At 65.5% G+C, this 21,454-nt stretch carries 23 protein-coding genes; 11 read left to right on the top strand and 12 right to left on the bottom strand.

Going from position 1 to position 21,454, the window contains the following annotated elements:
- Positions 1 to 60: 60 nt before the first annotated feature.
- The 5 genes from AC56LU_RS02850 to AC56LU_RS02830 form a co-directional block, all read right to left on the bottom strand.
- Complete coding sequence (locus tag AC56LU_RS02850; protein WP_497174082.1) at positions 61 to 840, bottom strand: peptidylprolyl isomerase; 780 nt, start codon at positions 838 to 840, stop codon at positions 61 to 63.
- Positions 841 to 963: 123 nt separating this feature from the next.
- Complete coding sequence (locus AC56LU_RS02845; protein WP_497174081.1) at positions 964 to 1,242, bottom strand: BolA family protein; 279 nt, start codon at positions 1,240 to 1,242, stop codon at positions 964 to 966.
- A complete protein-coding gene (locus AC56LU_RS02840; RefSeq protein ID WP_497174208.1) occupies positions 1,232 to 1,873 on the bottom strand; it encodes a septation protein A in 642 nt (213 codons plus the stop codon). Before AC56LU_RS02840 ends, AC56LU_RS02845 begins: the two co-directional genes overlap by 11 nt.
- Positions 1,874 to 1,895: 22 nt before the next feature.
- Positions 1,896 to 2,291, bottom strand: coding sequence for a peptide-methionine (R)-S-oxide reductase MsrB (msrB, locus tag AC56LU_RS02835; RefSeq protein WP_497174080.1), 396 nt, complete (start codon positions 2,289 to 2,291; stop codon positions 1,896 to 1,898).
- A 36-nt stretch (positions 2,292 to 2,327) separates the two neighbouring features.
- Complete coding sequence (locus AC56LU_RS02830; RefSeq protein ID WP_497174207.1) at positions 2,328 to 3,806, bottom strand: protein adenylyltransferase SelO; 1,479 nt, start codon at positions 3,804 to 3,806, stop codon at positions 2,328 to 2,330.
- A 180-nt stretch (positions 3,807 to 3,986) separates the two neighbouring features.
- Between AC56LU_RS02830 and AC56LU_RS02825 the strand changes: the two genes are divergently transcribed.
- Positions 3,987 to 5,663 (top strand): 3-(methylthio)propionyl-CoA ligase, encoded by a 1,677-nt coding sequence (locus AC56LU_RS02825; protein WP_497174079.1) that lies wholly within the window; start codon positions 3,987 to 3,989, stop codon positions 5,661 to 5,663.
- An 82-nt stretch (positions 5,664 to 5,745) separates the two neighbouring features.
- On the opposite strand, the gene AC56LU_RS02820 is transcribed toward AC56LU_RS02825, so the two are convergent.
- Positions 5,746 to 6,474, bottom strand: a complete 729-nt coding sequence (locus AC56LU_RS02820; RefSeq protein ID WP_497174078.1) for a hypothetical protein — start codon at positions 6,472 to 6,474, stop codon at positions 5,746 to 5,748.
- A 130-nt stretch (positions 6,475 to 6,604) separates the two neighbouring features.
- On the opposite strand from AC56LU_RS02820, the gene AC56LU_RS02815 reads away from it, so the two are divergent.
- Entirely contained in the window at positions 6,605 to 8,692 is a 2,088-nt protein-coding gene (locus AC56LU_RS02815; protein ID WP_497174077.1) for a 3-hydroxyacyl-CoA dehydrogenase NAD-binding domain-containing protein, read from the top strand.
- Here AC56LU_RS02815 and AC56LU_RS02810 read toward each other — a convergent pair.
- The gene (locus AC56LU_RS02810; RefSeq protein ID WP_497174076.1) at positions 8,682 to 9,080 is read right to left on the bottom strand and encodes a DUF1622 domain-containing protein; all 399 of its coding nucleotides are present in this window, start codon (positions 9,078 to 9,080) and stop codon (positions 8,682 to 8,684) included. The two genes, AC56LU_RS02815 and AC56LU_RS02810, sit on opposite strands and share 11 nt — an antisense overlap.
- Positions 9,081 to 9,195: 115 nt before the next feature.
- Here AC56LU_RS02810 and AC56LU_RS02805 point away from each other — a divergent pair, with 115 nt between their 5' ends.
- Both AC56LU_RS02805 and AC56LU_RS02800 read left to right on the top strand, forming a co-directional pair.
- Entirely contained in the window at positions 9,196 to 9,726 is a 531-nt protein-coding gene (locus tag AC56LU_RS02805; RefSeq protein ID WP_497174075.1) for a DUF2939 domain-containing protein, read from the top strand.
- Positions 9,727 to 9,809: 83 nt separating this feature from the next.
- Complete coding sequence (locus tag AC56LU_RS02800) at positions 9,810 to 10,058, top strand: hypothetical protein (RefSeq protein WP_497174074.1); 249 nt, start codon at positions 9,810 to 9,812, stop codon at positions 10,056 to 10,058.
- An 83-nt stretch (positions 10,059 to 10,141) separates the two neighbouring features.
- Here the strand turns inward: AC56LU_RS02800 and AC56LU_RS02795 are convergent, their stop codons facing one another.
- Entirely contained in the window at positions 10,142 to 11,842 is a 1,701-nt protein-coding gene (locus AC56LU_RS02795) for an MFS transporter (RefSeq protein ID WP_497174073.1), read from the bottom strand.
- A 279-nt stretch (positions 11,843 to 12,121) separates the two neighbouring features.
- Here AC56LU_RS02795 and AC56LU_RS02790 point away from each other — a divergent pair, with 279 nt between their 5' ends.
- The 3 genes from AC56LU_RS02790 to AC56LU_RS02780 are packed head-to-tail and all read left to right on the top strand — an operon-like array spanning position 12,122 to position 14,159.
- Complete coding sequence (locus AC56LU_RS02790) at positions 12,122 to 12,424, top strand: Dabb family protein (RefSeq protein ID WP_497174072.1); 303 nt, start codon at positions 12,122 to 12,124, stop codon at positions 12,422 to 12,424.
- 20 nt (positions 12,425 to 12,444) lie between these two features.
- A complete protein-coding gene (locus AC56LU_RS02785; RefSeq protein ID WP_497174071.1) occupies positions 12,445 to 13,227 on the top strand; it encodes an SDR family oxidoreductase in 783 nt (260 codons plus the stop codon).
- A 23-nt stretch (positions 13,228 to 13,250) separates the two neighbouring features.
- Complete coding sequence (locus AC56LU_RS02780) at positions 13,251 to 14,159, top strand: SDR family oxidoreductase (RefSeq protein ID WP_497174070.1); 909 nt, start codon at positions 13,251 to 13,253, stop codon at positions 14,157 to 14,159.
- A gap of 30 nt (positions 14,160 to 14,189) precedes the next feature.
- On the opposite strand, the gene AC56LU_RS02775 is transcribed toward AC56LU_RS02780, so the two are convergent.
- The 4 genes from AC56LU_RS02775 to ygfZ form a co-directional block, all read right to left on the bottom strand.
- The gene (locus AC56LU_RS02775; RefSeq protein ID WP_497174069.1) at positions 14,190 to 16,043 is read right to left on the bottom strand and encodes a glycosyl hydrolase family 18 protein; all 1,854 of its coding nucleotides are present in this window, start codon (positions 16,041 to 16,043) and stop codon (positions 14,190 to 14,192) included.
- A gap of 116 nt (positions 16,044 to 16,159) precedes the next feature.
- Positions 16,160 to 16,918 (bottom strand): NRDE family protein, encoded by a 759-nt coding sequence (locus AC56LU_RS02770; protein ID WP_497174068.1) that lies wholly within the window; start codon positions 16,916 to 16,918, stop codon positions 16,160 to 16,162.
- A complete protein-coding gene (locus AC56LU_RS02765) occupies positions 16,909 to 17,199 on the bottom strand; it encodes a DUF4936 family protein (RefSeq protein WP_497174067.1) in 291 nt (96 codons plus the stop codon). Before AC56LU_RS02765 ends, AC56LU_RS02770 begins: the two co-directional genes overlap by 10 nt.
- 2 nt (positions 17,200 to 17,201) lie before the next feature.
- Positions 17,202 to 18,272 (bottom strand): CAF17-like 4Fe-4S cluster assembly/insertion protein YgfZ, encoded by a 1,071-nt coding sequence (gene ygfZ / locus AC56LU_RS02760; RefSeq protein WP_497174066.1) that lies wholly within the window; start codon positions 18,270 to 18,272, stop codon positions 17,202 to 17,204.
- Between the two features lie 137 nt (positions 18,273 to 18,409).
- On the opposite strand from ygfZ, the gene mltG reads away from it, so the two are divergent.
- The 4 genes from mltG to AC56LU_RS02740 are packed head-to-tail and all read left to right on the top strand — an operon-like array spanning position 18,410 to position 21,441.
- On the top strand, positions 18,410 to 19,408 hold the full coding sequence (gene mltG / locus AC56LU_RS02755) for an endolytic transglycosylase MltG (RefSeq protein WP_497174065.1): 999 nt from the start codon (positions 18,410 to 18,412) through the stop codon (positions 19,406 to 19,408).
- Entirely contained in the window at positions 19,405 to 20,019 is a 615-nt protein-coding gene (gene tmk / locus AC56LU_RS02750; RefSeq protein WP_497174064.1) for a dTMP kinase, read from the top strand. The genes mltG and tmk overlap by 4 nt, the downstream gene beginning before the upstream one ends.
- A 2-nt stretch (positions 20,020 to 20,021) precedes the next feature.
- Positions 20,022 to 21,053, top strand: coding sequence for a DNA polymerase III subunit delta' (locus AC56LU_RS02745; RefSeq protein WP_497174206.1), 1,032 nt, complete (start codon positions 20,022 to 20,024; stop codon positions 21,051 to 21,053).
- Positions 21,054 to 21,063: 10 nt separating this feature from the next.
- Positions 21,064 to 21,441, top strand: a complete 378-nt coding sequence (locus AC56LU_RS02740; RefSeq protein ID WP_497174063.1) for a PilZ domain-containing protein — start codon at positions 21,064 to 21,066, stop codon at positions 21,439 to 21,441.
- The last annotated feature ends 13 nt before the right edge of the window (positions 21,442 to 21,454 follow it).

Raw genomic sequence — 21,454 nt, 5'->3', positions numbered from 1 at the left:
CGAAAAAGTTCGCCGCGCGGCGGCAAGAACCGGTGCCACGCGGCACCGGGGTAGTACATCTTACTGCACCTTTGCCTTTTTGACCATTTGGTCGCGGTAGTCGGCCAGCTTTTTCTGGGACAGGGCGTCCTGGATCTGCGGCTTGACTTCCTCCAGCGAAGGCAGCTTGGCTGCACGGGTATCGTCCAGCTTGATGACGTGGAAGCCGTTGGCGGTCTTCACCGGCTTGTCGGTGACGGCGCCTTTCTGCAGGCCGGTGAAGCCGGCGGCGAACTCGGGCGGGAACGAAGATGGGGCAGCCCAGTCCAGGTCGCCGCCGGTGTTGGCGGTGCCGGTGTCCTTCGACTGCTTGGCCAGGTCTTCGAACTTGGCGCCGCCCTTGATCTTGGCGATCACGGCGTTGGCTTCGGCTTCGGTTTCCAGCAGGATGTGGCGCACGTGGTATTCCTTGTCGCCGGTCTGGGCCTTGAAGCGGTCGTACTCGGCCTTGACTTCGGCATCGGTCACCGGGTTCTTGGTGATGTAGTCGCGTGCCAGCTGGTTGACGACGATGGCCTGGCGGGCGTTGTCGAGGGCCGCGCGGACTTCCGGCTTCTTGTCGTAGCCCTGCTTGATGGCTTCCTGCATCAGCACTTCGCGGGCGATCATCTCTTGCTTGATCGCGTTGCGCATCTGCGGCGAATCCTGGCCCTGGCCGGCGGCGACCAGCTGCTTGACGGCTTCTTCGACGCGCGAGGTCGGGATGGCTTTGCCGTTGACGACGGCGAGGTTCTGGGCAAAGGCAGGGGCTGCGGCAACGGCGATCAGCGCTAACAGCAGGCGTGCTGGCTTAAAAGTCATTTCTGGAATTCCTGTGGGAAGGGATGTGCTTGGACGTGATTTGATTAGTTCTTGTACTTCAGGTTCCGGTACTACGCGTTACAGATTGTCGACCACTATTCTTAAAGCAGACTGAAGATGAGTTCAGGCGGCGTCCGAAGGAGCAAGGGCCGTGATGGCCAGCGCATGGATTTCCGCCTTGTTGATCATTTCGTGAACGGCATCATACACAAGACGATGGCGCATGACCAGCGTCAGGCCCTGGAACTTGTCCGACACGATTTTGACGCTGTAATGGCTGCCTCCGGAAGCGGCGCCGGCATGGCCGGCGTGCAGGTGCGAGTCGTCGCTGATCTCGAGGACGGAGGGGGCGAGTTCGGCCTGCAGGCGTTCGCGCAGGCGTTCGGTACGGTTAGCTTCCATTTTGAGCATCCTCCTGGATATGTTTGGACAGGAACAGCGATTGAATCACGATAAAGGCGAACAGGATGCCGGTGATGCCGAACAGCTTGAAGCTGACCCAGGCGCCGGTATCGCTACGGAAGACCACGAAGGCCATCAAGAGGTTCAGCAGGCCCAGCACGGTGAAGAAGGCGATCCAGGCATAGAGAACACGGTTCCACACCGCGTCCGGCAGGTTCATCGCACCCCCGAGCGCCGAGCGCATCAGGTTCTTGCGGTACAGCAGCTGCGCCAGCAGCAGGGCAATGCCGAAGGCCCAGTACAGGATGGTCGGCTTCCACTTGATGAAGGTGTCGTCGTGGAAGTAGATGGTGGCGCCGCCGGCGATCACCACCACGCCCAGCGACAGCCACAGCATCCCGTCGACCTTCTTGCGGCGGGCAAGCAGGTAGACGATCTGCAGCACCGTGGCCAGGATCGTGACCGCGGTCGCCAGCAGGATCGGCGACTGCGCCGCCGGCACCGCGCCGCCCGAGATCAGGAAGCCGAGATGCTCGGTCACCAGCCCGTGGGCCCATTCCTGGTTGTTTTCCCCATACTTATAGATGCCGAAGAACAGGATCACCGGCAGCATGTCGAACAAAAACTTGATCATAGGTGTGCGGGTCCTGTCCTCAGAGGGGTTCGAAGCGCATCGACGCGGAGTTGATGCAGTAGCGCAAGCCGGTCGGCGGCGGGCCGTCCGGGAACACGTGGCCGAGGTGGGCGTCGCAGACCGCGCAGATGATCTCGGTGCGCACCATGCCGTGCGTGCGGTCGACCTTCTCGATGACGTTGTCGGGGTCGAGCGCCTTGAAATAGCTCGGCCAGCCGCAGCCGGAATCGAACTTGGCGTCGGATTCGAACAGCGGGGTGTCGCAGCAGACGCAGTGGTAGATCCCGTGTTCGTGGTGGTCCCAGTACTTGCCGGTGAAGGCGCGCTCGGTGGCGGCGTGGCGGGTCACCTGGTATTCCATCGGGTCGAGCTGGGCGCGCCACTCGGCGTCGCTCTTGGTCACTTTGTCGTTCATGTCGGTCTCGTCGGTCTCGTCTAACGTAAAACAGGTTCAGGAAGAGCAGCTCACTTCGAGGTGGGCGGCCCAGTCGGGCGGCAGGGCCGCATAGGCCGCGTTTTCGGGTTGCTCGTCGAAGGGGCGCTCGAGGACGCCAAGGAGCTTGTGCACGCCGCCGAAGTCGCCGTTCTGCGCCTGTTCGATCGCGGTCTGGGCCAGGTAGTTGCGCAGCACGTATTTCGGGTTGACGCGGTGCATGGCCGCGCGCCGGAGTTCGTCCTTGCTGCCCTCGAGGCGCAGGCGGGCGCGGTACTGGCCGGCCCAGGCATCGAAAGCTTCGCGGTCGAGGAACAGGTCGCGCACGGGCGCGTCGGCTTCCTGGCCGCCATCCAGCCGCAGCTCTCCCAGGCGCCGGAAGAACAGCGTGAAGTCGGCGTGGTTGGCCTGCAGCAGCTGGAACATGTCGTCGAACAGGGCGCTGTCCGTGTCGCGCGTATCGAGCAGGCCGAGCTTGGCATGCAGCAGCTCGTCCATCCGGGCCCCAAAAGCGGGGCGGTAGGCATCGAGCGCTTCCTCGGTGTCTTCGGGGGTGCCGATCAGGGGCAGCAGGGCGTTGCCGAGCGCGTAGCAGTTCCAGTGGCCCACCGGCACCTGGTTGGCATAGGAATAGCGGCCGCCCTGGTCGGTGTGGTTGCAGATGTGATTGGCGTCAAAGGCTTCCATGAAGCCGAAGGGGCCGTAGTCGAGCGTCAGGCCGAGGATCGACATATTGTCGGTGTTCATGACGCCATGCATGAAGCCGACCGCCTGCCACGCTGCGATGGTACGCGCGGTACGGCGCGTGACTTCGGCCAGCAGTTCCTTGTAGGGATTGGCGGCGCCGGCGAATTCCGGGTACCAGCCCTTGATGACATAGTCGGCCAGGATCTTCAGTTCGTCCTGCTTGTTGCGGTAGTGCCAGTGCTCGAAGGAGCCGAAGCGCACGAAGCTCGGCGCCATGCGCGTGACCACGGCGGCGGTCTCGACGCTCTCGCGCATGACGCGCTGGTGCGAACCGGTCAGCATCAGGGCGCGGGTGGTCGGGATGCCGAGCGCGGCCATGGCTTCGGAACACAGGAATTCGCGGATCGACGAGCGCAGCACGGCGCGGCCGTCGCCCATGCGCGAGTAGGGCGTCAGGCCGGCGCCCTTGAGCTGCACTTCCATGGGGCCGCCAGGGCCTGGCAGGTCGCCGAGCACGATCGCACGCCCATCGCCGAGCTGGCCGGCCCAGACACCGAACTGGTGGCCGGAATACACGGCGGACAGCGGCTGGGAACGCACCGCGACCTTGTTGCCGGTAAAGACGGCGACGAAATCCTCCTGCGCCAGCGCCTGCGGGTCGAGCGCTACCTGCGCCGCCGCGGGTGCGCTGGCAGCGATGAAATAGGGCGACGGCAAGGGCGTCGGCATCAGCCGGGTATAAAAGGCCGGCGGCAACTCGGCGAACGAGTTGGTGAAGGGCAGTTCGTCAGCAGTAATAGCGGCTCCGATCCGGTTGAAGTGGTCGTCATTGCTTATGCAAGCGGTACTGGCAGGATTCTACCGTACCGGGCCGATTCCGTTAGCGCACCTGAACACCCCGGCATGCTGCGCCGCGCAATCGAATTGCATTGACGAAATCTCACGGAGCGGCCGACACTCGCCCGTTGTTAATCCGTCCCTGGAGACCCGATGACCGCCGTGACGACCGACGCTTCCGCCGCTTACCCGCTCAGCCCGCTGATGGGCCAGATGATGGACCAGCCGCTGCTGGTCTCGAGCATGATCGAATTCGCCGCCCGTCACTACGGCGGCACCGAGATCGTCTCGCGCCGGGTGGAAGGCGACATCCACCGTTACACCTACCGCGAATGCGAAGCGCGCGCCCGCCGCATGGCCCAGGCGCTGCAGCGCCTCGGCGTGGGCCTGGGCGACCGGGTCGCAACGCTCGCCTGGAACGGCTACCGCCACATGGAGCTCTACTATGCGGTGTCGGGGTCGGGCGCGGTGCTGCACACCATCAACCCGCGCCTGCACCCGGAGCAGATCGCCTACATCATCAACCACGCCGAAGGCCAGTACCTGTTCTTCGACATGACTTTCCTGCCCGCGATCGAGGCGATGGCGCGCCACTGCAAGACCATCAAGGGCTACGTGGCGATGTGCGAGCGCGCCCACATGCCGCAGGAAACCAGCATCCGCATGCTGCTGTGCTATGAGGACCTGGTCGCATCGTCGTCGGGCGACTATGCCTGGCCGCAGTTCGACGAACGCTCGGCGGCAAGCCTGTGCTACACCTCGGGCACCACCGGCAACCCCAAGGGCGCCCTGTATTCGCACCGCTCCACCGTGCTGCACGCCTATGCGTCGGCCATGCCGAACGCCCTCAACGTCTCGAGTCTGGATGTGGTGCTGCCGGTGGTGCCGATGTTCCATGTGAACGCCTGGGGCCTGCCGTACTCGGTGCCGCTGTCGGGCGCGAAGATGGTGTTCCCGGGGCCGGCGCTGGACGGCAAGTCGCTCTACGAGCTGTTCGAGGCAGAGGGCGTCACCTTCTCGGCCGGCGTGCCGACCGTCTGGCTCGGCCTGGTCAATCACGTCATGCAGAACGGGCTGCGCTTCTCGAGCTTCCGCCGCACCGTGATCGGCGGCTCGGCCTGCCCGCCGGCCATGATGGACACCCTCATCGACCAGCTCGGCGTGCAGGTCGTGCACGCCTGGGGCATGACCGAGATGTCGCCGCTCGGCACCGCCTGCACCCTGCAGGGCAAGCACCTGGCGCTGCCGGAGGCAGGGCAGCGCGCCGTGCTGCGCAAGCAGGGGCATGCGATCTATGGCGTCGACATGAAGATCGTCGACGACGACGGCAGCGAGCTCCCCTGGGATGGCGCTACCCAAGGCCACCTGCTGGTGAAGGGACCGTGGGTGGTTTCCGGCTACTTCCGCGGCGAGGGTGGCGATGTGCTTGCCGACGGCTGGTTCCCGACCGGCGACGTGGCCACCATCGACGCCGACGGCTACCTGCAAATCACCGACCGCAGCAAGGACGTGATCAAGTCGGGCGGCGAGTGGATCGGCTCGATCGACCTGGAGAACATCGCGATGTCCCATCCGGCCGTGCTGCAGGCGGCCTGCATCGGCGTGACCCATCCGAAGTGGGCCGAGCGCCCGCTGCTGGTGGTGGTCAAGCGCCCCGGCGCGGAGGTGTCGCGCGAGGAGCTGCTGGCCTTCTACGAGGGCAAGGTGGCCAAGTGGTGGATCCCGGACGACGTCGTCTTCACCGAGGCGCTGCCGATGGGTGGCACCGGCAAGATTCAGAAGAACAAGCTGCGCGACATCTATTTCGAGCACCGGCTGCCCAGCGCGTGAGCGTCGGCAACGCCATTCCGACGATGAAAAAAAACTTCCCCTGGTGCCGGCAGCATGCGTCTGCCGGGCCATCACAGGCGCGCTACCTGGACAGCAGGTGACGGAACGTCGGCTCGATGTTCATCGCGTGCAGATGGCGCACGATGTCCTCGAGCGTGGCATCCTTCAGCAGCAAGCCTTCCTTCGCCGCCGGCTCGATCGGCGCCGCAGCTGGCATCGCCGCATCGGACTGCTTCATCGACACCAGCGCATCGAAAAACTGCGCCTTGCCGATGCTTTCCAGCCCTTCCAGGAAGCCCACCTGCGCCGTCACCGGCGGCGCCGCGTCCAGTCCCGCTTCCTCCGCGAACGAGGCGCCCATGCCCGGATGGATGAAGGCCGCCCACTTGCTCGAGGCCGCATTGCGGCAGGGCGGCAGTTCGACGGTCGTGGTGGCCTGCAGGTCCAGTTCCGGGAAGTGCGCGTCGCGCAGCATCGACAGGAAGCGGCGCGCATCGCCCAGCGGCACCGGCTCCTCCAGCGACAGCCACAGGCGGAAGCTGTTGACCCCGGTGATGCTGACGGCGGGCGCCGGGAATCCGTAGGCCTCCTGGAGGCGGTTCGCTACCGCGCACAGGTCGGTCCAGTGCCGGTCCGGCGCGCTGTGGCGGTCCCGGGCGAAATCGATGACGATGGCGCGCGTCAGGTCGTCGCCCGAGACCAGCGGCAGCGCCAGCGGATGGCCTTCGCCGAAGTGCCGTGCCAGTTCTTCGGGCGTGGTCAGCTCGGGCAACAGGTAGAGGCGGACAAGTTGCGCGATCAGTTTTTCCATGTTCGTAAGCGGTAGCGTGGTCGGGGCGCTATTCTGGCATACACGGAGGCTTCGTAAAATAATACGGGCGTGCTTTTGTGTTGTATAGTGAAGCGGATAGCCGATACCACCCACAAGGAGAACGAGAGACATGAGCGCCGACTACACCGTGCAAGGCAATGTTGCCGTGGTGACCCTGAACAATCCGCCGGTGAACGGCCTGGGCCTCGCGACCCGGACCGCCGCCGTCGAGGCGATCCGCCGCGCCGAAGCCGACGACGCCATCGAGGCCATCGTGCTCACCGGCGCCGGCAAGGCCTTCTCGGGCGGCGCCGACATCCGCGAATTCAATTCGCCCAAGGCGCTCGCCGAGCCGACCCTGCACACCCTGATCCGGGTGGTCGAGGATTGCAGCAAGCCGGTGGTGGCGGCGATCCACAGCGTCTGCATGGGTGGCGGCCTGGAATTGGCGCTGGGCTGCAACTACCGCGTGGCGCTGCCTGGCGCCCTGATCGCGCTGCCGGAAGTGAAGCTCGGACTGTTGCCGGGCGCCGGCGGCACCCAGCGCATGCCGCGCATGGTCGGCCTGGAGATGGCCCTGAACATGGTGGTGTCGGGCACGCCGGTGCCATCGGAAAAACTGGCCGGTACCGCGCTGTTCGACGAGGTCTTCCCGGCCGGGACCGACCTGGTGGCGGCGAGCGTCGCCTTCGCCTGCAAGGTCGCCGGTGTTCGGCCCCTGCCGAAAGTGCGCGACCGCCAGGTCGATTACCCGAATCACGAAGCTTTCCTGCAGTCCTCGCGTGAGTCGGCCAGGGCGATGGCCGGCCCGTTCCCGGCACCTGTGGAGTGTGTCGAGACCGTCGCCGCCTCGGTGACCATGCCCTTCGAGGACGGCTTGAAATTCGAGCGCGAGCGCTTCCTGCACCTGATGCAAACGCCGGAATCGCAAGCCCTGCGCCACGCCTTCATGGCCGAGCGTGCGGCAAGCAAGGTGCCGGACGTGCCATCGGACACCCCGGTGCGGAGAATCGAGCGCGCGGCCGTGATCGGCGCAGGCACGATGGGCGCCGGCATCGCCATGAATTTCGCCAACGCCGGCATCCCCGTCACCATCCTCGAGACCAGGCAGGACGCGCTGGACAAGGGCCTGGCCACGATCCGCAAGAACTACGAGAACACCGTCAGGAAAGGCAAGCTGACGCAGGAGAAGTGCGAACAGCGCATCGGTCTCATCACGGGCACGCTGTCCTATGCCGACATCGCCGCGAGCGACATCGTGATCGAAGCCGTGTTCGAGGACATGGGCGTGAAGGAGTCGGTGTTCCGCCAGCTCGACGCGACGATGAAGCCGGGCGCGATCCTGGCGTCGAATACCTCGACGCTCGACCTGGACCGCATCGCTGCCTTTACCGCGCGCCCGCAGGACGTGATTGGCCTGCATTTCTTCAGCCCGGCCAACGTCATGAAGCTGCTCGAGATCGTGCGCGGCAGGGAAACCGGCAAGGACGTGCTGGCCACCTGCCTGGGGTTGTCGAAGAAGATCAAGAAGACGGGCGTGGTCTCGGGCGTGTGCGACGGCTTCATCGGCAACCGCATGCTGGAACAGTATCTGCGCCAGGCTTACTTCCTGCTGGACGAAGGCGCGCTGCCCGAACAGGTCGACCGTGCGATCGAGCGCTTCGGCTTCGCGATGGGCCCGTTCCGCATGAGCGACCTGGCCGGCAACGACGTCGGCTGGTACATCCGCAAGCGCCGCGCGATCGAGTCGCCGCAGATCGCCTATTCGAAGACCGCCGACCTGTTGTGTGAAGCGGGCCGCTTCGGCCAGAAGAGCGGCGCCGGCTGGTACGACTACGCGGCGGGCGAGCGCAAGGCCACGCCTTCGCAGACGGTGAACGACATGATCGTGCGGCATTCGCAAGACCTCGGCCTCGAACGGCGCGAGATCCTTGATTCCGAGATCGTCGAGCGCCTGGTGTTTGCACTGGTGAACGAAGGCGCGAAGATCCTGGAAGAAGGCATCGCGCTGCGCGCCTCCGACATCGACATGGTCTACCTGAGCGGCTACGGCTTCCCGCTGCACCGCGGCGGCCCGATGTTCTACGCCGACACGGTTGGCCTGCCGGCCGTGCTGGAGGCGGTCCGCACCTACGCCGGCGGCCGTCATGGCGATGCATGGAAGCCGGCGCCGCTGCTCGAGCGCCTGGCCGCGGAGGGCAGGGGCTTCAGCGGCTGAGCGCTTCGGGCGGCGCCGCCTTGGGGCGCTGCGCGTCGGGCGCACCCTCGGCCGCGCTCTCGGCTTGCAGTTCCTTGTTGAGGAAGTAGTTGAGGGCGGTCCGGATCACGGCGATGGCGGCCAGCTTGCCGATCCGGTCCCAGGTCGGCGCTACCGAGGTCGACAGGATGTCGGCCGCCAGCTGCAGCTCGAGCGCGAGCGTCAGGTAGCGCGCGAAGCGCAGGCGGATCGGAATGAAGCTGCCGCCGCGGTCGAACAGCAGGTGCCGCGCCAGCGCCAGCACCACCAGCGCGACGCCGGCCGCGATCACCAGCGCGCCGAGCGCTTCCACGAACAGCCGCAGCCATTCGACCGCAGCCTGTACCTGGCCTTCCACCTGTTCGAACACGGGCCGCTCCTCTCGAGTTTGTGTTCGGATGGTAGCGCGATGCCGGCGCCTGGCGCGCGCGTGTGCGCCGCAGCCCTGCCTATACTGGCGGCCTCGCCACCTTCCCGTACTCGCCATGAAGAAAAAGCCTGCCCTGATTGGAACCGCCATCCTCGCTGCCCTCCTGGCCGCCGCCGTCTATGCCAGCCCGCACTGGCAGCTGTACCGGATGCGCGCCGCCGTCGAGGCGCGCGACGTCCAGGCGCTGGCCCAGTACGTCGATTTCCCGCGGCTGCGCGAGAGCGTCAAGCTCCAGCTGATGCGCCGCCTCAGTGCCGGCGGGGCGCAGGAGGAGCGCCGCAAGAACCCGTTTGCGGCGCTGGGGCAGCGGATGGTACTGGCCGTCGTCGATCCGGTGGTCGATGCGGCCGTATCGCCGGCCGGGGTGGCGGCGATGCTCGATGCCGGCGATATCCGGGTCCGGCCGCTGGAACCGGCTGCGCCTGCGGACGCGCGCCCGCGCGAGAAAGTGAACTACGACTTGTCGTACCGCAGCTGGGAACAGGTCGTCGTGCAGCGGGCGGACGGCGGCGGGGTCGCCTTCCTCCTCGACCGGCAAGGCCTGTGGCGCTGGAAGCTGGCGGGCGTCGCGCTGCGCGAGGACTAGTGTCGACGGATGTGAGGATTCGTGAGTTTATCCACCGCCGACGGTGCTAGCATCGATGGCGTTTCAACCAATACGGGATGACGATGACGAATGTGATAAGGACGAACCTGGCGCAAAAGTGGTGGTTCGTCGGCAGCCTGGCGGCGCTGAGCGCGCTCCTGACCTTGCCGATGCTGCGCGCGGCCGGCCTGGGCTCGCCGGAGAACTGGGCGCAGTGGCTGGTCCACTTCCTGTGCTTCGGCGGTATCTGGAAGTGCCTGAGCTTCATCGGCTGGCTCGCCGTGCTCTTGACCGCCCCGTCCAGCAAGCTGCTCGATCCGGCCAGACGCTAGCCGGCCCCGGCGCGCGGCACGCGCCGCCGGATAAAAAAAAATGCCGCTGTCTCCAGCGGCATTGTCGTGTTGACCGACGATGATCAGTCGTCCGCGTAGATCTGGTTATCCTTGGTCTCGCGGACGAACAGGCCACCGATGACGACCGTGATCAGCGCGATGATGATCGGATACCACAAGCCATAATAGATGTCGCCCTTGAATGCGACCAGCGCGAAGGAGATGGTCGGCAGCATGCCGCCGAACCAGCCGTTGCCGATGTGGTAGGGCAGGGACATCGAGGTGTAGCGGATCCGGGTCGGGAACATCTCGACCAGCATGGCCGCGATCGGGCCGTACACCATGGTCACGTAGAGCACCAGGATGAACAGCAGCAGCACCAGCATCGGTTTGTTCACCTCTGCCGGGTCGGCTTTTTCCGGGTAGCCGGCGGCCTTCAAGGCGCCGGTCACCTGTTTCTTGAGCGCGTCTTCCTGGGTCTTCGACGCGGCGTCGAAGTTCAGGTTATCCGGCGTCATGACGGCATTGAAGGACTGGAAGGTGGTGTCGCCCACCTTGACCGCCGCTACCGAGCCGGCTGGCGCATCCTGGATGGTGTAGCTCACCGAGGCGGCGGTCAGCATGCGGGTGGCGATGTCGCACGAGGACGGGAACTTCTTGGTACCGGTCGGATCGACCTGGAAATGGCAGGTTTCCGGGTCGGCCACGACCACCACCGGCGCGGTCTGGATGGCGCGCTCCAGCGCCGGGTTGCCGTAGTGGGTGATGGCCTTGAAGATCGGGAAGTAGGTCGCCGCGGCGATCAGGCAGCCACCGAGGATGATCCATTTACGGCCGATCTTGTCGGACAGGATGCCGAAGACGATGAAGAAGGGGGTCGCCAGTGCCAGCGCGATCGCGACCAGGATGTTCGCGGTGGGTCCATCGATCTTCAGGGTCTGCTGGAGGAAGAACAGCGCGTAGAACTGGCCGGTGTACCACACCACCGCCTGGCCCATCGTCAGGCCGACGAGCGCCAGGAAAACGATCTTGGCGTTCTTCGCCTTCAGGAAGGATTCGGTCAGCGGCGCCTTCGAGGTCTTGCCTTCCGCCTTCATCTTGGCAAAGGCCGGCGATTCGTTCATCGCCAGTCGGATCCAGACCGAGATCCCCAGCAGCACGACCGAGATCAGGAAGGGAATACGCCAGCCCCAGGCCTGGAACTCTTCTTCGCCCACGGCGGTACGGGTGCCGAGGATGACCAGCAGCGACAGGAACAGGCCGAGGGTCGCGGTGGTCTGGATGTAGGCCGTGAAGTAGCCGCGACGGCCTTCCGGCGCGTGCTCGGCCACATAGGTGGCCGCGCCGCCGTACTCGCCGCCCAGCGCCAGGCCTTGCAGGATGCGCAGGGACACCAGGATGATCGGCGCTGCGATGCCGATCGTCGCGTAGCTTGGCAACAGCCCGACCAGGAAGGTCGAGGCGCCCATGATCAGGATCGTGATCAGGAATGTGTACTTACGTCCGATCATGTCGCCGAGCCGGCCGAACACGAGGGCGCCGAAGGGGCGCACGATGAAGCCGGCCGCGAAGGCCATCAGTGCGAAAATGAAGGTGGTGGTCGGGTCGCCGATGAAAAACTGCTTGGCGATGATGGCTGCAAGCGAGCCGTAGAGATAGAAGTCGTACCACTCGAACACCGTGCCGAGCGAGGAAGCGAAGATGACTTTCCGCTCTTCCTTGGTGAGCCCTCTGGAGGAAGGTGCCGCCTTCCCGCCGGCGGTCATTCCGGGTGTGATTGCCATGTGTGTCTCCGTATAGGTATTAAAGGCTTCGGAAATGCTGATTGTTTGTCAGCTGTCGCGGAGTGTGTGCCGGTTTCCTTACACGATGATTACTCCAAACTTACACGAAGCTTACAGATGAGCTGTGCAAAAGCAGCAACTTTGTAACTGCGCGTGTGTTTACACTCTGGCGATCGACATGCTGCGGCGCGCAATGTGACTTGCCAAAAACTTTACGAACGACCGTACTTGTCATGATAATCTCGACTTGCCCAAATCGATTTTTGTAAGGAAAGTGGAATGATTAAACATATCGTGATGTGGAAGTTGAAGGACGAAGCCGAAGGCGCTGACAAGGCGAGCAATGCGCGCGAGATGAAGCGCCGGCTGGATGCATGTGCGAATATCGTGCCGGGACAGCTGAGGTTCGAGGTGGTACTGGCCCAGCCGGGGCTGGAAGCGACCTACGACGTGGTGCTGTATTCGGAATTCGCCGACCGCGCAGCGCTCCAGGCGTATATCGAGCATCCGACCCACAAGGCGGTGGTGCCCTTCATCGGCGCGGTGCGCGAAGGGCGCCAGTGCATGGATTACGAGATCTGACGAGCGGACGGAGGCCACCCATGCGCACCACCCAGCAACTCTTTTCACTCCAGAACAAGACCGCCGTCGTCACCGGCGGCTCGCGCGGCCTCGGCCTGCAGATGGCCGAAGCCCTCGGCGAGCAGGGCGCGCGCGTCGTGATTTCCGCGCGCAAGCAGGACGAGCTCGACGCGGCCGTCGCCCACCTGAAGGAGCGCGGCATCGATGCTTCCGCCATCGCCGCCGACCTGTCCGACGAAACCCGGGTGCAGGGCTTCGTGCAGGAGGCCATCGCCCGCCTCGGCCACATCGACATCCTGGTCAACAATGCCGGGGCCAGCTGGGGCGCGCCGGCCGAGGACTACCCGCTCGAGGCCTGGGACAAGGTGATGGACCTGAACGTGCGCAGCATTTTCCTGGTCACCCAGGCGGTCGCCAAACTGTCCATGATTCCGCGCCGCTACGGGCGTATCATCAGTATCTCGTCGATCGCTGGCCTGGCCGGCAACCCGCCGGGCACCATGCAGACCATTGCCTACAACACCTCCAAGGGGGCGGTCGTGAACTTCACGCGGGCGCTGGCCGGCGAATGGGGCCGCTACGGGATCACCGTGAATTCGATCGCGCCGGGCTTCTTCCCTTCGAAAATGACCAAGGGCGTGCTGGCCGCGTTCGGCGCCGAGAACCTGGCCAAGGATGCGCCGTTGGGCCGCCTGGGCGACGACGAGGACCTGAAGGGCGCGGTGGTGCTGTTCGCTTCCGATGCGGGCAAGCACATCACCGGACAGATACTGGCCGTCGACGGAGGCGTGTCGGCAGTCTGAACGGAATACGAGGGGGAGCGAAGATGAAGGACTTTCACGGCAAGGTGGCCGTCATCACCGGCGCAGCCAGCGGCCTGGGACGCGAGTTCGCGAACACGGCGGCCGGCCTGGGCATGAAACTGGTGCTGGCCGACGTCCAGCCGAAGGCGCTCGAACACGCCACCGAAGAGCTGTTGGCGCAAGGCGCCGAGGTGCTGTCGATGGTGTGCGACGTCAGCAAGGGTTCGCATGTGCAGGAACTGGCTGACTCGGCCATCGCCCGCTTCGGCTGCGTCAACCTGGTCTTCAACAACGCGGGCGTCGGCTCGGGCGGCCTGATCTGGGAGAGCTCGGAACAGGACTGGGAGTGGGTGCTGGGCGCAAACCTGTGGGGCGTGATCCATGGGGTGCGCGTGTTCACCCGGGTGATGCTCGAATGCGCGGCGCGCAACGGCGACTTCGAAGGGCACATCGTCAACACGGCCTCGATGGCCGGGCTGTTGACGCCGCCCGCGATGGGCGTCTACAACGTCTCGAAGCACGCGGTGGTGGCGCTCACCGAGACCCTGCACCACGACCTGCAGCTGGTCGACGCGCCCATCAAGGCCTCGGTGCTGTGCCCGTACTTCGTGCCGACCGGGATCGCCCATTCCGAGCGCAACCGTCCGGACGAGCTGGCCAGTCACGGGCGCCCCACCGCCAGCCAGATGGCAGCCCGGATGCTGACCGAGAAGGCGGTCGAGTCGGGCAAGCTGACGGCGCAGGATGTGGCCCGGATCACCTTCGACGCGATTCGCGCGGGACAGTTCTACATCTACACACACCCGGACGCGCTGGAGCCGGCGGTGGAACGCTTCGAGGCGATGGTGCACGCGAAGCCGCCGGCCGATCCGTATGCGGCGATGCCGCAGCTGTGGGACATGTTGCGGGCGGGTGTCCGGGGTCGCAACTAGACCTGCGACCGTTGAACGCACGTTGGCAGTTCACCGGCTCGCACAGAACCCAGCATCATCATTGGTCGCCCCCGGCGCCAGGTCCGGATTCCAGTCCGCACCTTGCAGGCGCATGATGCCGTTCTCCAGCGTGTACTTGCCGTTCCACAGCCCGCTCGGCGTACCCTGCACCGGCAACGCTACCGTCCAGCGCACTGCTTTCACGGTGCTGGTATTGGTCACCGCCACCTTGGCGCAGTAGCCGCTGCCCCAGTCGCCGGTGATCACCAGCCTGGCGGTGAGGGCGCCGGCCGGCAGTTCGGGCGGCGTTTCCACGGGCTTGGCCGGCCGCGTCGCGCACAGGCCGATCTCGGTCTGGTCGCCCGGACGCAGCATCTTGTTCCAGTTCATGCCTTTCACGACCAGCTTGTTGTTTTCCAGCGTGTAGGTGCCGTTCCAGAGCGAGGTGATGGTGTCCGGGAAGTCGGTCTCCGCCACGAACCAGCCGGCAACCGTGCCGACGTTCTTCACCGTCATGGTGCCGCACCAGCCGCTCCCCCAGTCGTTCGGCTTGGCGAAGCTCACCGCTACCTGAGGCACGGGCGCTGGCGGCAGCGGGTTCGGGTAAGGGCCCGGTTCCTCCGCATTCGGATCCAGGAAGGCCTTCTTGGTGGCCGTCAACAGCGGGTTGTTGACGCCGTCGGTGCTGCCGTAGTTGACCAGCCAGATGATGGTGCCGGCCGCGCCTTCGCCCGCGCGGGTCGAGTGCGCCCAGGCGCCCTTGGCGGCGATGGTCGCCGGTTCCTCGTAGCTCAGGTAGCCCGTCGCCCAGTCGGTACGGGTGGCCGGGGTGTAGCCGCCCGGGTAGGTGCGGTAGCTGGTCTGAGTCTCCTCGTCCCAGGCATGGATGCCCTTGTCCAGGTAGCCGTGCTTGTGCAGCTGGGCGTAGTTCCAGCGCACGTCGAACACCGACCACTGGCTCAGGTCGCCGTCGGTTTCCTGGTCCGGACCGGTGTAGGGCGGCGCGTAGTTCATGCCGTAGAAACCCAGGCCCATGCCGAGTTTCGAACGCGGGATGCCAGCGTCCTCGTACATCTGGATGGTGCTGGCGATCGACATCGGGCGCGAGCCCTTGTGGCCAGTCAGCGGCGCGAAGGTGGTGGAGGTCCAACCCTGGCCGAACCAGCCCATGCCGTAGCTCATGAAGTTGTACTGGTCGACCAGGCCGGCCACGCGCTTGTGGTGCTCGCTGACCTTGTCGATGTTGGTGTTCAGCATGCCGGCCGGGAAGGTGATGATCACCGGCTCGGCCTGGTAGCGCGGACGCGCATTCGCTTCCTTGCGGATGTCGGCGATCAGGGCCTCCAACAGGGCCTGCTCCTCGACGGCCTTGTCCGCGATGCCTTCCCAGTCGACGTCGACGCCGTCGTAGCCCTTGGCGACCATGTAGTCGACCAGGTTTTTCACGAAGACTGGCCGCACCGCCGGCTGCGAGGAAGCGATGAAGCCGGCGTTGTCCCCTTCGCCGCCGAGCATGATGATCGCCTTGGTGCCCACCTGGTGGGCGCGCATGATCAGGTATTCCTCGACGGTCTTGTCCCAGGCCGCGCCGGGGCCGAGGTCGCGCCGGTCATGGGCGCTGCCGGCGCCCAGCACGATCTCGCCCGCGCGGCCAGCCTTGCCGCCGCCCGGGCCGATGCGCGCGAACACGAAGTGCGTCATCGCGGTCATGTCGACGTGCTCGGGAGCCTGGTAGTCGGCGTTGTCCCAGAAGTAGGCGCCGTAGTAGCCGGTGACCCATTTGTTGGCCGGGGCCGGTGGCGCCTCGGCGTGGGCCGCGAACGGGGTGCCGGCGGCCCATGCCAGCAGGGTCAGGACGGCAAGGCGTTTCAGTGGAGTGCTCATTGTGTTCCCTTATGTGATTGCCATTGGGAAACAATGTTAGAGCCGCCTTGCGCGTAAATATGTCGCGCAAATGTAATGCCCCCACGCGTGGGGGAGTGGGGGCGGCTTGCGCCGGCTCAGGTAGCGAGGCTATCTGGCTGCACTACCCGCTCATGCAATTCCGGCTCCCCCTCACGGTACAGCTTGACCACCGTCGAGGTACGGGTGCCATAACCTTCCATCTCGATGCAGACCGGCGACAGCATGCGCTCGACCTCGATCGGCATGCCGGTTTCCGGCAGGCGCAGGTCGGGCGCGCGGGTGGTGTCGGCCAGCATCTCGAAGTAGGCGTCTTCCGGCGCCCCCTGGCACAGCAGGCTGGCGAACTGCGCCTTGGTGCGCAGCACCTTGGGCCAGGGCGCATCCAGCAGGCCGTTCGAGATGCCGTAGATCCGGCCAGGCTCGAGCGGCTGGCCGTTGCGCGGGTCGTCTCCGCCGCGGTTCGAGTACCAGTACAGGGTGTCGCGGTCGCCCAGCACCAGGTTGAAGCCGTTGTAGACGTCGCCGCGCGCGATGATGGTGTCCAGGTACGCCGGCGCAGACTGCGAGCCGGTGAGGAAGCCGGCCACTAGGTCGCCGCGCGAAGGCGCGTTCTCGCGTCGCTCGGCAGGGCCGCGGATATTCGTCAGGGCGGCGAACTTCGGGCCGTTGGGCCCGGTCGTCGTCACACCCATCCAGCTGCCACCGTGCAGCAGGTCGCGGCCGGCGATCACGTGCGGGTGCGCAGGCCAGGGCGCGGCCGGGGTGGCCGGGCGGTCGTAGAATTCGTCGCGGTTGGCCGCGGCAAGGATGGGCACACCCGGCAGCACTTGCCAGGCAAAGACAATCAGGCACATGGGAGTAGATCCGTAAAGATTTCGGACCTGCGCGGCCCCTCGATAGTCGTGTGCAGGCCGGCAGCGAGCGCCGCCGCCTCGACGGCGTCGGCGAAGCCGGCTGGTACCGACGGATAGACTTCCATCCAGGTCTGCAGGCCGTCGCGCGCTTCCGGCCGGCGCTTCAGCTGTGCGGGCGCATTGGCGCTACCAGCCAGCTGCGCCTGCATGGCGCGCACCCGGGGAGCAAGGCTGGCGGCGTCGGCGTCGCGCACCTTGTAGTAGACGTACAGGTCGATCATCGTCAAACGTCGATCGCGTCGAGATGATAAGGCATGTGCTGGAAGCTCAGCGCCGGTCCGCCCGCGGCGCCGTGGCGCACGTCTTCGCCGAGCGCGGCCAGCTTCATCTCGACCAGCAGGTCGGCGCCGCCCAGGCCGTTCGCGGCCGCGTTGACCACCATGCCGCAGGGCTGGTCGGGGTCGGCCATGGAGAACACTTCGTCGCCTGCGCGCGCCGCCGGATTGGCCACCGTCGCCAGTGCCGTACGGCGCTTGAGCTTGCCAAGGTACTGGCTGCGTGCGACGATTTCCTGGCCCGGGTAGCAGCCTTTCTTGAAATTGACGCCGCCCAGCAGCTCGAGGTTGACCATTTGCGGCACGAACTGTTCCTGGGTGGCCGCCGTTATTTGCGGAACGCCGGCGTGGATGGCGGCCAGGTGCCAGGCCTGGTTGCCGCCCAGCGCCAGCTCGTCCGCCAGTTTCGGCAACGCGGCGCTGGCGGTGTCCGGATTCGCCAGCCACAGGTAGCGCGGGGCGCCGAAGGCGTCCGGCAGGCGGATCACGGTACCAAGCGGCCCGTCGACCTTGCCATAGGGCGCGGCCGGAAGCTCGGCCACGTGGCGGCGCAGGGCGGTTTCGGCGTTTGCGCCACCCACACCCAGCACGGCCGCAAACGGCGCTTCCTCGGTGGCGTCGCGCAGCTTGGCCTTGGCGCGCAGCACGAACATGCTCAGGCGCTTTTGCAGCGGCGGCTGGATGGCGCGCGGCAGCTGCAGGTAGACGGCGTCGTTGTCGGCATCATCGTCGCGCCAGTACAGCAAGCTCGCCTGCAGACGGCCCTTCGGGGTGCAGTAGCCGGCCAGGCGTGCCTCGCCGCGGCCGAGGTGTTCGACGTCGTTGGTCAGCTGGTTGTGCAGGAAAGCGGCGGCTTCAGGACCGGCAACGGCGATGATGCCGAGGTCGGTGACCGGGGCGACGAAGCCGTCGGCGAGTTCGGCGGCGCTCAAGGCGCGGCCGAAGTCCTCGACTTGCGTAGCGTCGTCAATACAAAAGCGGGCGCCGTGCGCGGTAAGCGTATCTGTCCAGTTGAGCATAAATCCAGTTAGTATTAGCAATTGAATTAGCAAATGAAGTAGCAAATAAGCTTTATCATTACGGGTTCATTATAAAGATGTCGGCAAAATCGCGCCGAGGGCAGTCAAACCCTCGCAAAAAACCACAACAAAAAAACATGGCATTCATTAAAAAACTCCTGGTCACCGGCGTCATCGTGTCGGTGGCCGCGGTCGCCGGCTTTTCGTACTGGGCCAAGAACCCGCTCGATACCGGCGGCAAGGTGGTCGAATTCAGCATCAACCCGGGTGCAAGCGTGGGCGCGGCCGCCCAGCAGATGACCAGGGCCGGCGTGCCGGTCAACCCACAGCTGTTTAACATCCTGGCGCGGGTGACCGGCCAGGCCGGCAAGATCAAGGCGGGCAGCTACGAGCTCAAGCCCGACACCACGCCGCGGCGCCTGCTGGCCCAGATCGTGCGCGGCGAGTTCGCCCAGGAAGCCGTCACCATCGTCGAGGGCTGGACCTTCAAGCAGATGCGCGCCGCCCTGGCCGCACACCAGCGCCTGCGCCACGACACCGTCAAGCTGTCGGACGAAGAGCTGATGAAGAAGATCTCGACCGAATACAAGGATCCGGAAGGCCTGTTCTTCCCGGATACCTACCTGTTCGCCAAGGGCTCGTCCGAACTGGCGATCTACAAGCAGGCCCACCAGGCCATGCTGAGCCACCTGAAGTCCGCCTGGGAAGGGCGCGACCCGAGCCTGCCCTACAAGACCCCGTACGAAGCCCTCATCATGGCCTCGATCATCGAGAAGGAAACCGGGCAAAAGAGCGAGCGCAACATGATCGCCGGCGTGTTCGTCAACCGCCTGCGGGTCGGCATGATGCTGCAGACCGACCCGGCCGTCATCTACGGCATGGGCGAGCGCTTCGCCGGCGACATCCGCAAGAAAGACCTGCTGGCCGACACCCCTTACAATACCTACACGCGTACCGGACTGCCGCCGACGCCGATCGCGCTGCCGGGCGTGCAGTCACTTGGCGCCGCGCTGGCGCCGGCCAAGACGCAAGCCCTGTATTTCGTGGCGCGCGGCGACGGCACCAGCCAGTTTTCGGACAACCTGAACGACCATAACCGGGCAGTCAACCAGTTCCAGCGGCGGACCAACCAATGAGCGTGAAGGGACAATTCATCACCTTCGAAGGCATCGACGGCGCCGGCAAGTCGACCCACATCGGTTTCGTCACCGATTTGCTCGCCCGGCGCGGCAAGCTGGTCGTGTCCACGCGCGAGCCGGGCGGCACGCCGCTGGGCGAAAAGCTGCGCGACCTGCTGCTGCACGAGAAGATGCACCTGGAAACCGAGGCCTTATTGATGTTCGCCAGCCGCCGCGAACACATGGCGCGGGTGATCGAGCCGGCGCTGGCGCGTGGCGACTGGGTGCTGTCGGACCGCTTCACCGATGCCAGTTTCGCCTACCAGAGCGGTGGGCGCGGCATGGATCGCAGCAAGATGGAAGCGCTGGAACAGTGGGTGCACCCGGCGCTGCAGCCGGACCTGACCCTGCTGTTCGACGTGCCGCTCGATGTGGCGCGGCAGCGCCTGGACGCCACCCGCACGCTCGACAAGTTCGAGCGCGAACAGGCGGATTTTTTTGAAAAGTGCCGCAACGAATACCTGCGCCGCGCAGCGCAATTCCCCGGGCGGATCGTGGTGATCGACTCGACCCGCACGATCGCGGACATCCAGGACCACTTGGCCCAAGTGTTGGAGAAATTGTTTTGACGATGTACCCCTGGCAGCATGCGGCATGGACCCAGCTGCAGCAGATGCGCGAACGCCTGCCGCACGCCATCCTGTTCCACGGTCCGCGCGGCGTGGGCAAGGCCGACTTCATGGAAAGCTTCGCCCAGGCGCTGCTGTGCGAGAACGTACGCCCTGACGGCCACGCCTGCGCGACCTGCGCGTCCTGCGGCTGGTTCCTGCAGAACAACCACCCGGACTACCGCCGCGTGCGGCCGGAAGCGCTCGAAGACGATCCGGGCGGCGAAGCCGAGGAGGGCGCAGAATCGGCCACACCCGCAGCCGGCAAGGCAAAGTCGACCAAGGCGCCCTCGAAAGAGATCAAGATCGAACAGATCCGGGCGCTGGGCGACTTCATGAACATCTCCACCCACCGGCAGGGCTTGCGGGTGGTGGTGCTGTATCCGGCCGAAGCGCTCAACATGCCGGCCTCGAATGCGCTGCTCAAGACCCTCGAAGAGCCGCCGCCGGGCACCGTGTTCCTGCTCGCCTCGAACAGCCTGGACCGCCTGCTGCCGACCATCCTGTCGCGCTGCCGCAAGTTCGCGCTGCCGATGCCGGGCCATGATGAAGCGCTGGCCTGGCTGACCCAGCAAGGGGTGGCGGACGCCGACAGCTGGCTCCTCGAACAGGGCGGCGCGCCACTGGCGGCGCTGCAGGAAGCCGAAGCCGGCAGCCGCGAAGACATGGAGGCGCTGCTGCACTTCCTGGCCACGCCAAGCGTCGACGGTGCCTTGCGCGCGGCCGACAAGCTGTCGAAGGCCTCGCTGCCGGCGCTGGTCGCCTGGCAGCAGCGCTGGCTGTACGATGTGTTATCGAACAAGCTCTCTGGCCGGATCCGCTATTACCCGCGCTACCGGAAGGAACTCACGGCCCTGGCGGGCAGAGTGCATACGGCCAGCCTGAACCGGGCAATCAAGGCCGCCAACGAGCGCCGCGCGGTGGCGGACCACCCCTTGTCGGCAAAATTGTTTGTCGAAGACATGTTGCTTGAGTACACTTCGTGCTGCGCATGAAAGGAAACCGATGAACGCCAACACGCTCGACCCGAACGCCCCGCAGCAACCGCGGCCGTCCGTGCTGTCGCTGGCGATCAAGGAAAAGGCCGCGCTGTACGCCGCCTACATGCCCTTCCTGAAGAACGGCGGCGTGTTCGTGCCGACTACGAAACCCTACAAGATCGGCGACGAGATCTACCTGATCCTGTCGCTGATGGACGACCCCAACAAGTATCCGATCGCCGGCAAGGTGGCCTGGATTACCCCGGCGGGCGCGAACAACAACAAGGCGCAGGGCATCGGCGTGCATTTCCCGGCTGACGAAGCCGGGCAGCGCGCCAAGTTGCGGATCGAGGAAATCCTCGGCGCGGCGCTGCGCTCGGCGCGCGCGACCCATACCCTCTGATTCAGTTTCTCTA

It is taken from the genome of Telluria sp. PB2R4 (genome assembly GCF_059685695.1).
Note: the sequence above shows the minus strand (reverse complement) of the source record. Positions and strands in the feature narration are given on the sequence as shown.

Coding starts and splice junctions, on each gene's coding strand:
- AC56LU_RS02845 (WP_497174081.1), bottom strand. CDS start 1,242: ATGGAAGCTAACCGTACCGAACGCCTGCGCGAACGCCTGCAGGCCGAA.
- AC56LU_RS02775 (WP_497174069.1), bottom strand. CDS start 16,043: ATGAGCACTCCACTGAAACGCCTTGCCGTCCTGACCCTGCTGGCATGG.
- AC56LU_RS02850 (WP_497174082.1), bottom strand. CDS start 840: ATGACTTTTAAGCCAGCACGCCTGCTGTTAGCGCTGATCGCCGTTGCC.
- AC56LU_RS02770 (WP_497174068.1), bottom strand. CDS start 16,918: ATGTGCCTGATTGTCTTTGCCTGGCAAGTGCTGCCGGGTGTGCCCATC.
- AC56LU_RS02780 (WP_497174070.1), top strand. CDS start 13,251: ATGAAGGACTTTCACGGCAAGGTGGCCGTCATCACCGGCGCAGCCAGC.
- AC56LU_RS02815 (WP_497174077.1), top strand. CDS start 6,605: ATGAGCGCCGACTACACCGTGCAAGGCAATGTTGCCGTGGTGACCCTG.
- AC56LU_RS02825 (WP_497174079.1), top strand. CDS start 3,987: ATGACCGCCGTGACGACCGACGCTTCCGCCGCTTACCCGCTCAGCCCG.
- AC56LU_RS02745 (WP_497174206.1), top strand. CDS start 20,022: ATGTACCCCTGGCAGCATGCGGCATGGACCCAGCTGCAGCAGATGCGC.
- tmk (WP_497174064.1), top strand. CDS start 19,405: ATGAGCGTGAAGGGACAATTCATCACCTTCGAAGGCATCGACGGCGCC.
- ygfZ (WP_497174066.1), bottom strand. CDS start 18,272: ATGCTCAACTGGACAGATACGCTTACCGCGCACGGCGCCCGCTTTTGT.
- AC56LU_RS02800 (WP_497174074.1), top strand. CDS start 9,810: ATGACGAATGTGATAAGGACGAACCTGGCGCAAAAGTGGTGGTTCGTC.
- AC56LU_RS02790 (WP_497174072.1), top strand. CDS start 12,122: ATGATTAAACATATCGTGATGTGGAAGTTGAAGGACGAAGCCGAAGGC.
- AC56LU_RS02805 (WP_497174075.1), top strand. CDS start 9,196: ATGAAGAAAAAGCCTGCCCTGATTGGAACCGCCATCCTCGCTGCCCTC.
- mltG (WP_497174065.1), top strand. CDS start 18,410: ATGGCATTCATTAAAAAACTCCTGGTCACCGGCGTCATCGTGTCGGTG.
- AC56LU_RS02820 (WP_497174078.1), bottom strand. CDS start 6,474: ATGGAAAAACTGATCGCGCAACTTGTCCGCCTCTACCTGTTGCCCGAG.
- AC56LU_RS02740 (WP_497174063.1), top strand. CDS start 21,064: ATGAACGCCAACACGCTCGACCCGAACGCCCCGCAGCAACCGCGGCCG.
- AC56LU_RS02765 (WP_497174067.1), bottom strand. CDS start 17,199: ATGATCGACCTGTACGTCTACTACAAGGTGCGCGACGCCGACGCCGCC.
- AC56LU_RS02795 (WP_497174073.1), bottom strand. CDS start 11,842: ATGGCAATCACACCCGGAATGACCGCCGGCGGGAAGGCGGCACCTTCC.
- msrB (WP_497174080.1), bottom strand. CDS start 2,291: ATGAACGACAAAGTGACCAAGAGCGACGCCGAGTGGCGCGCCCAGCTC.
- AC56LU_RS02785 (WP_497174071.1), top strand. CDS start 12,445: ATGCGCACCACCCAGCAACTCTTTTCACTCCAGAACAAGACCGCCGTC.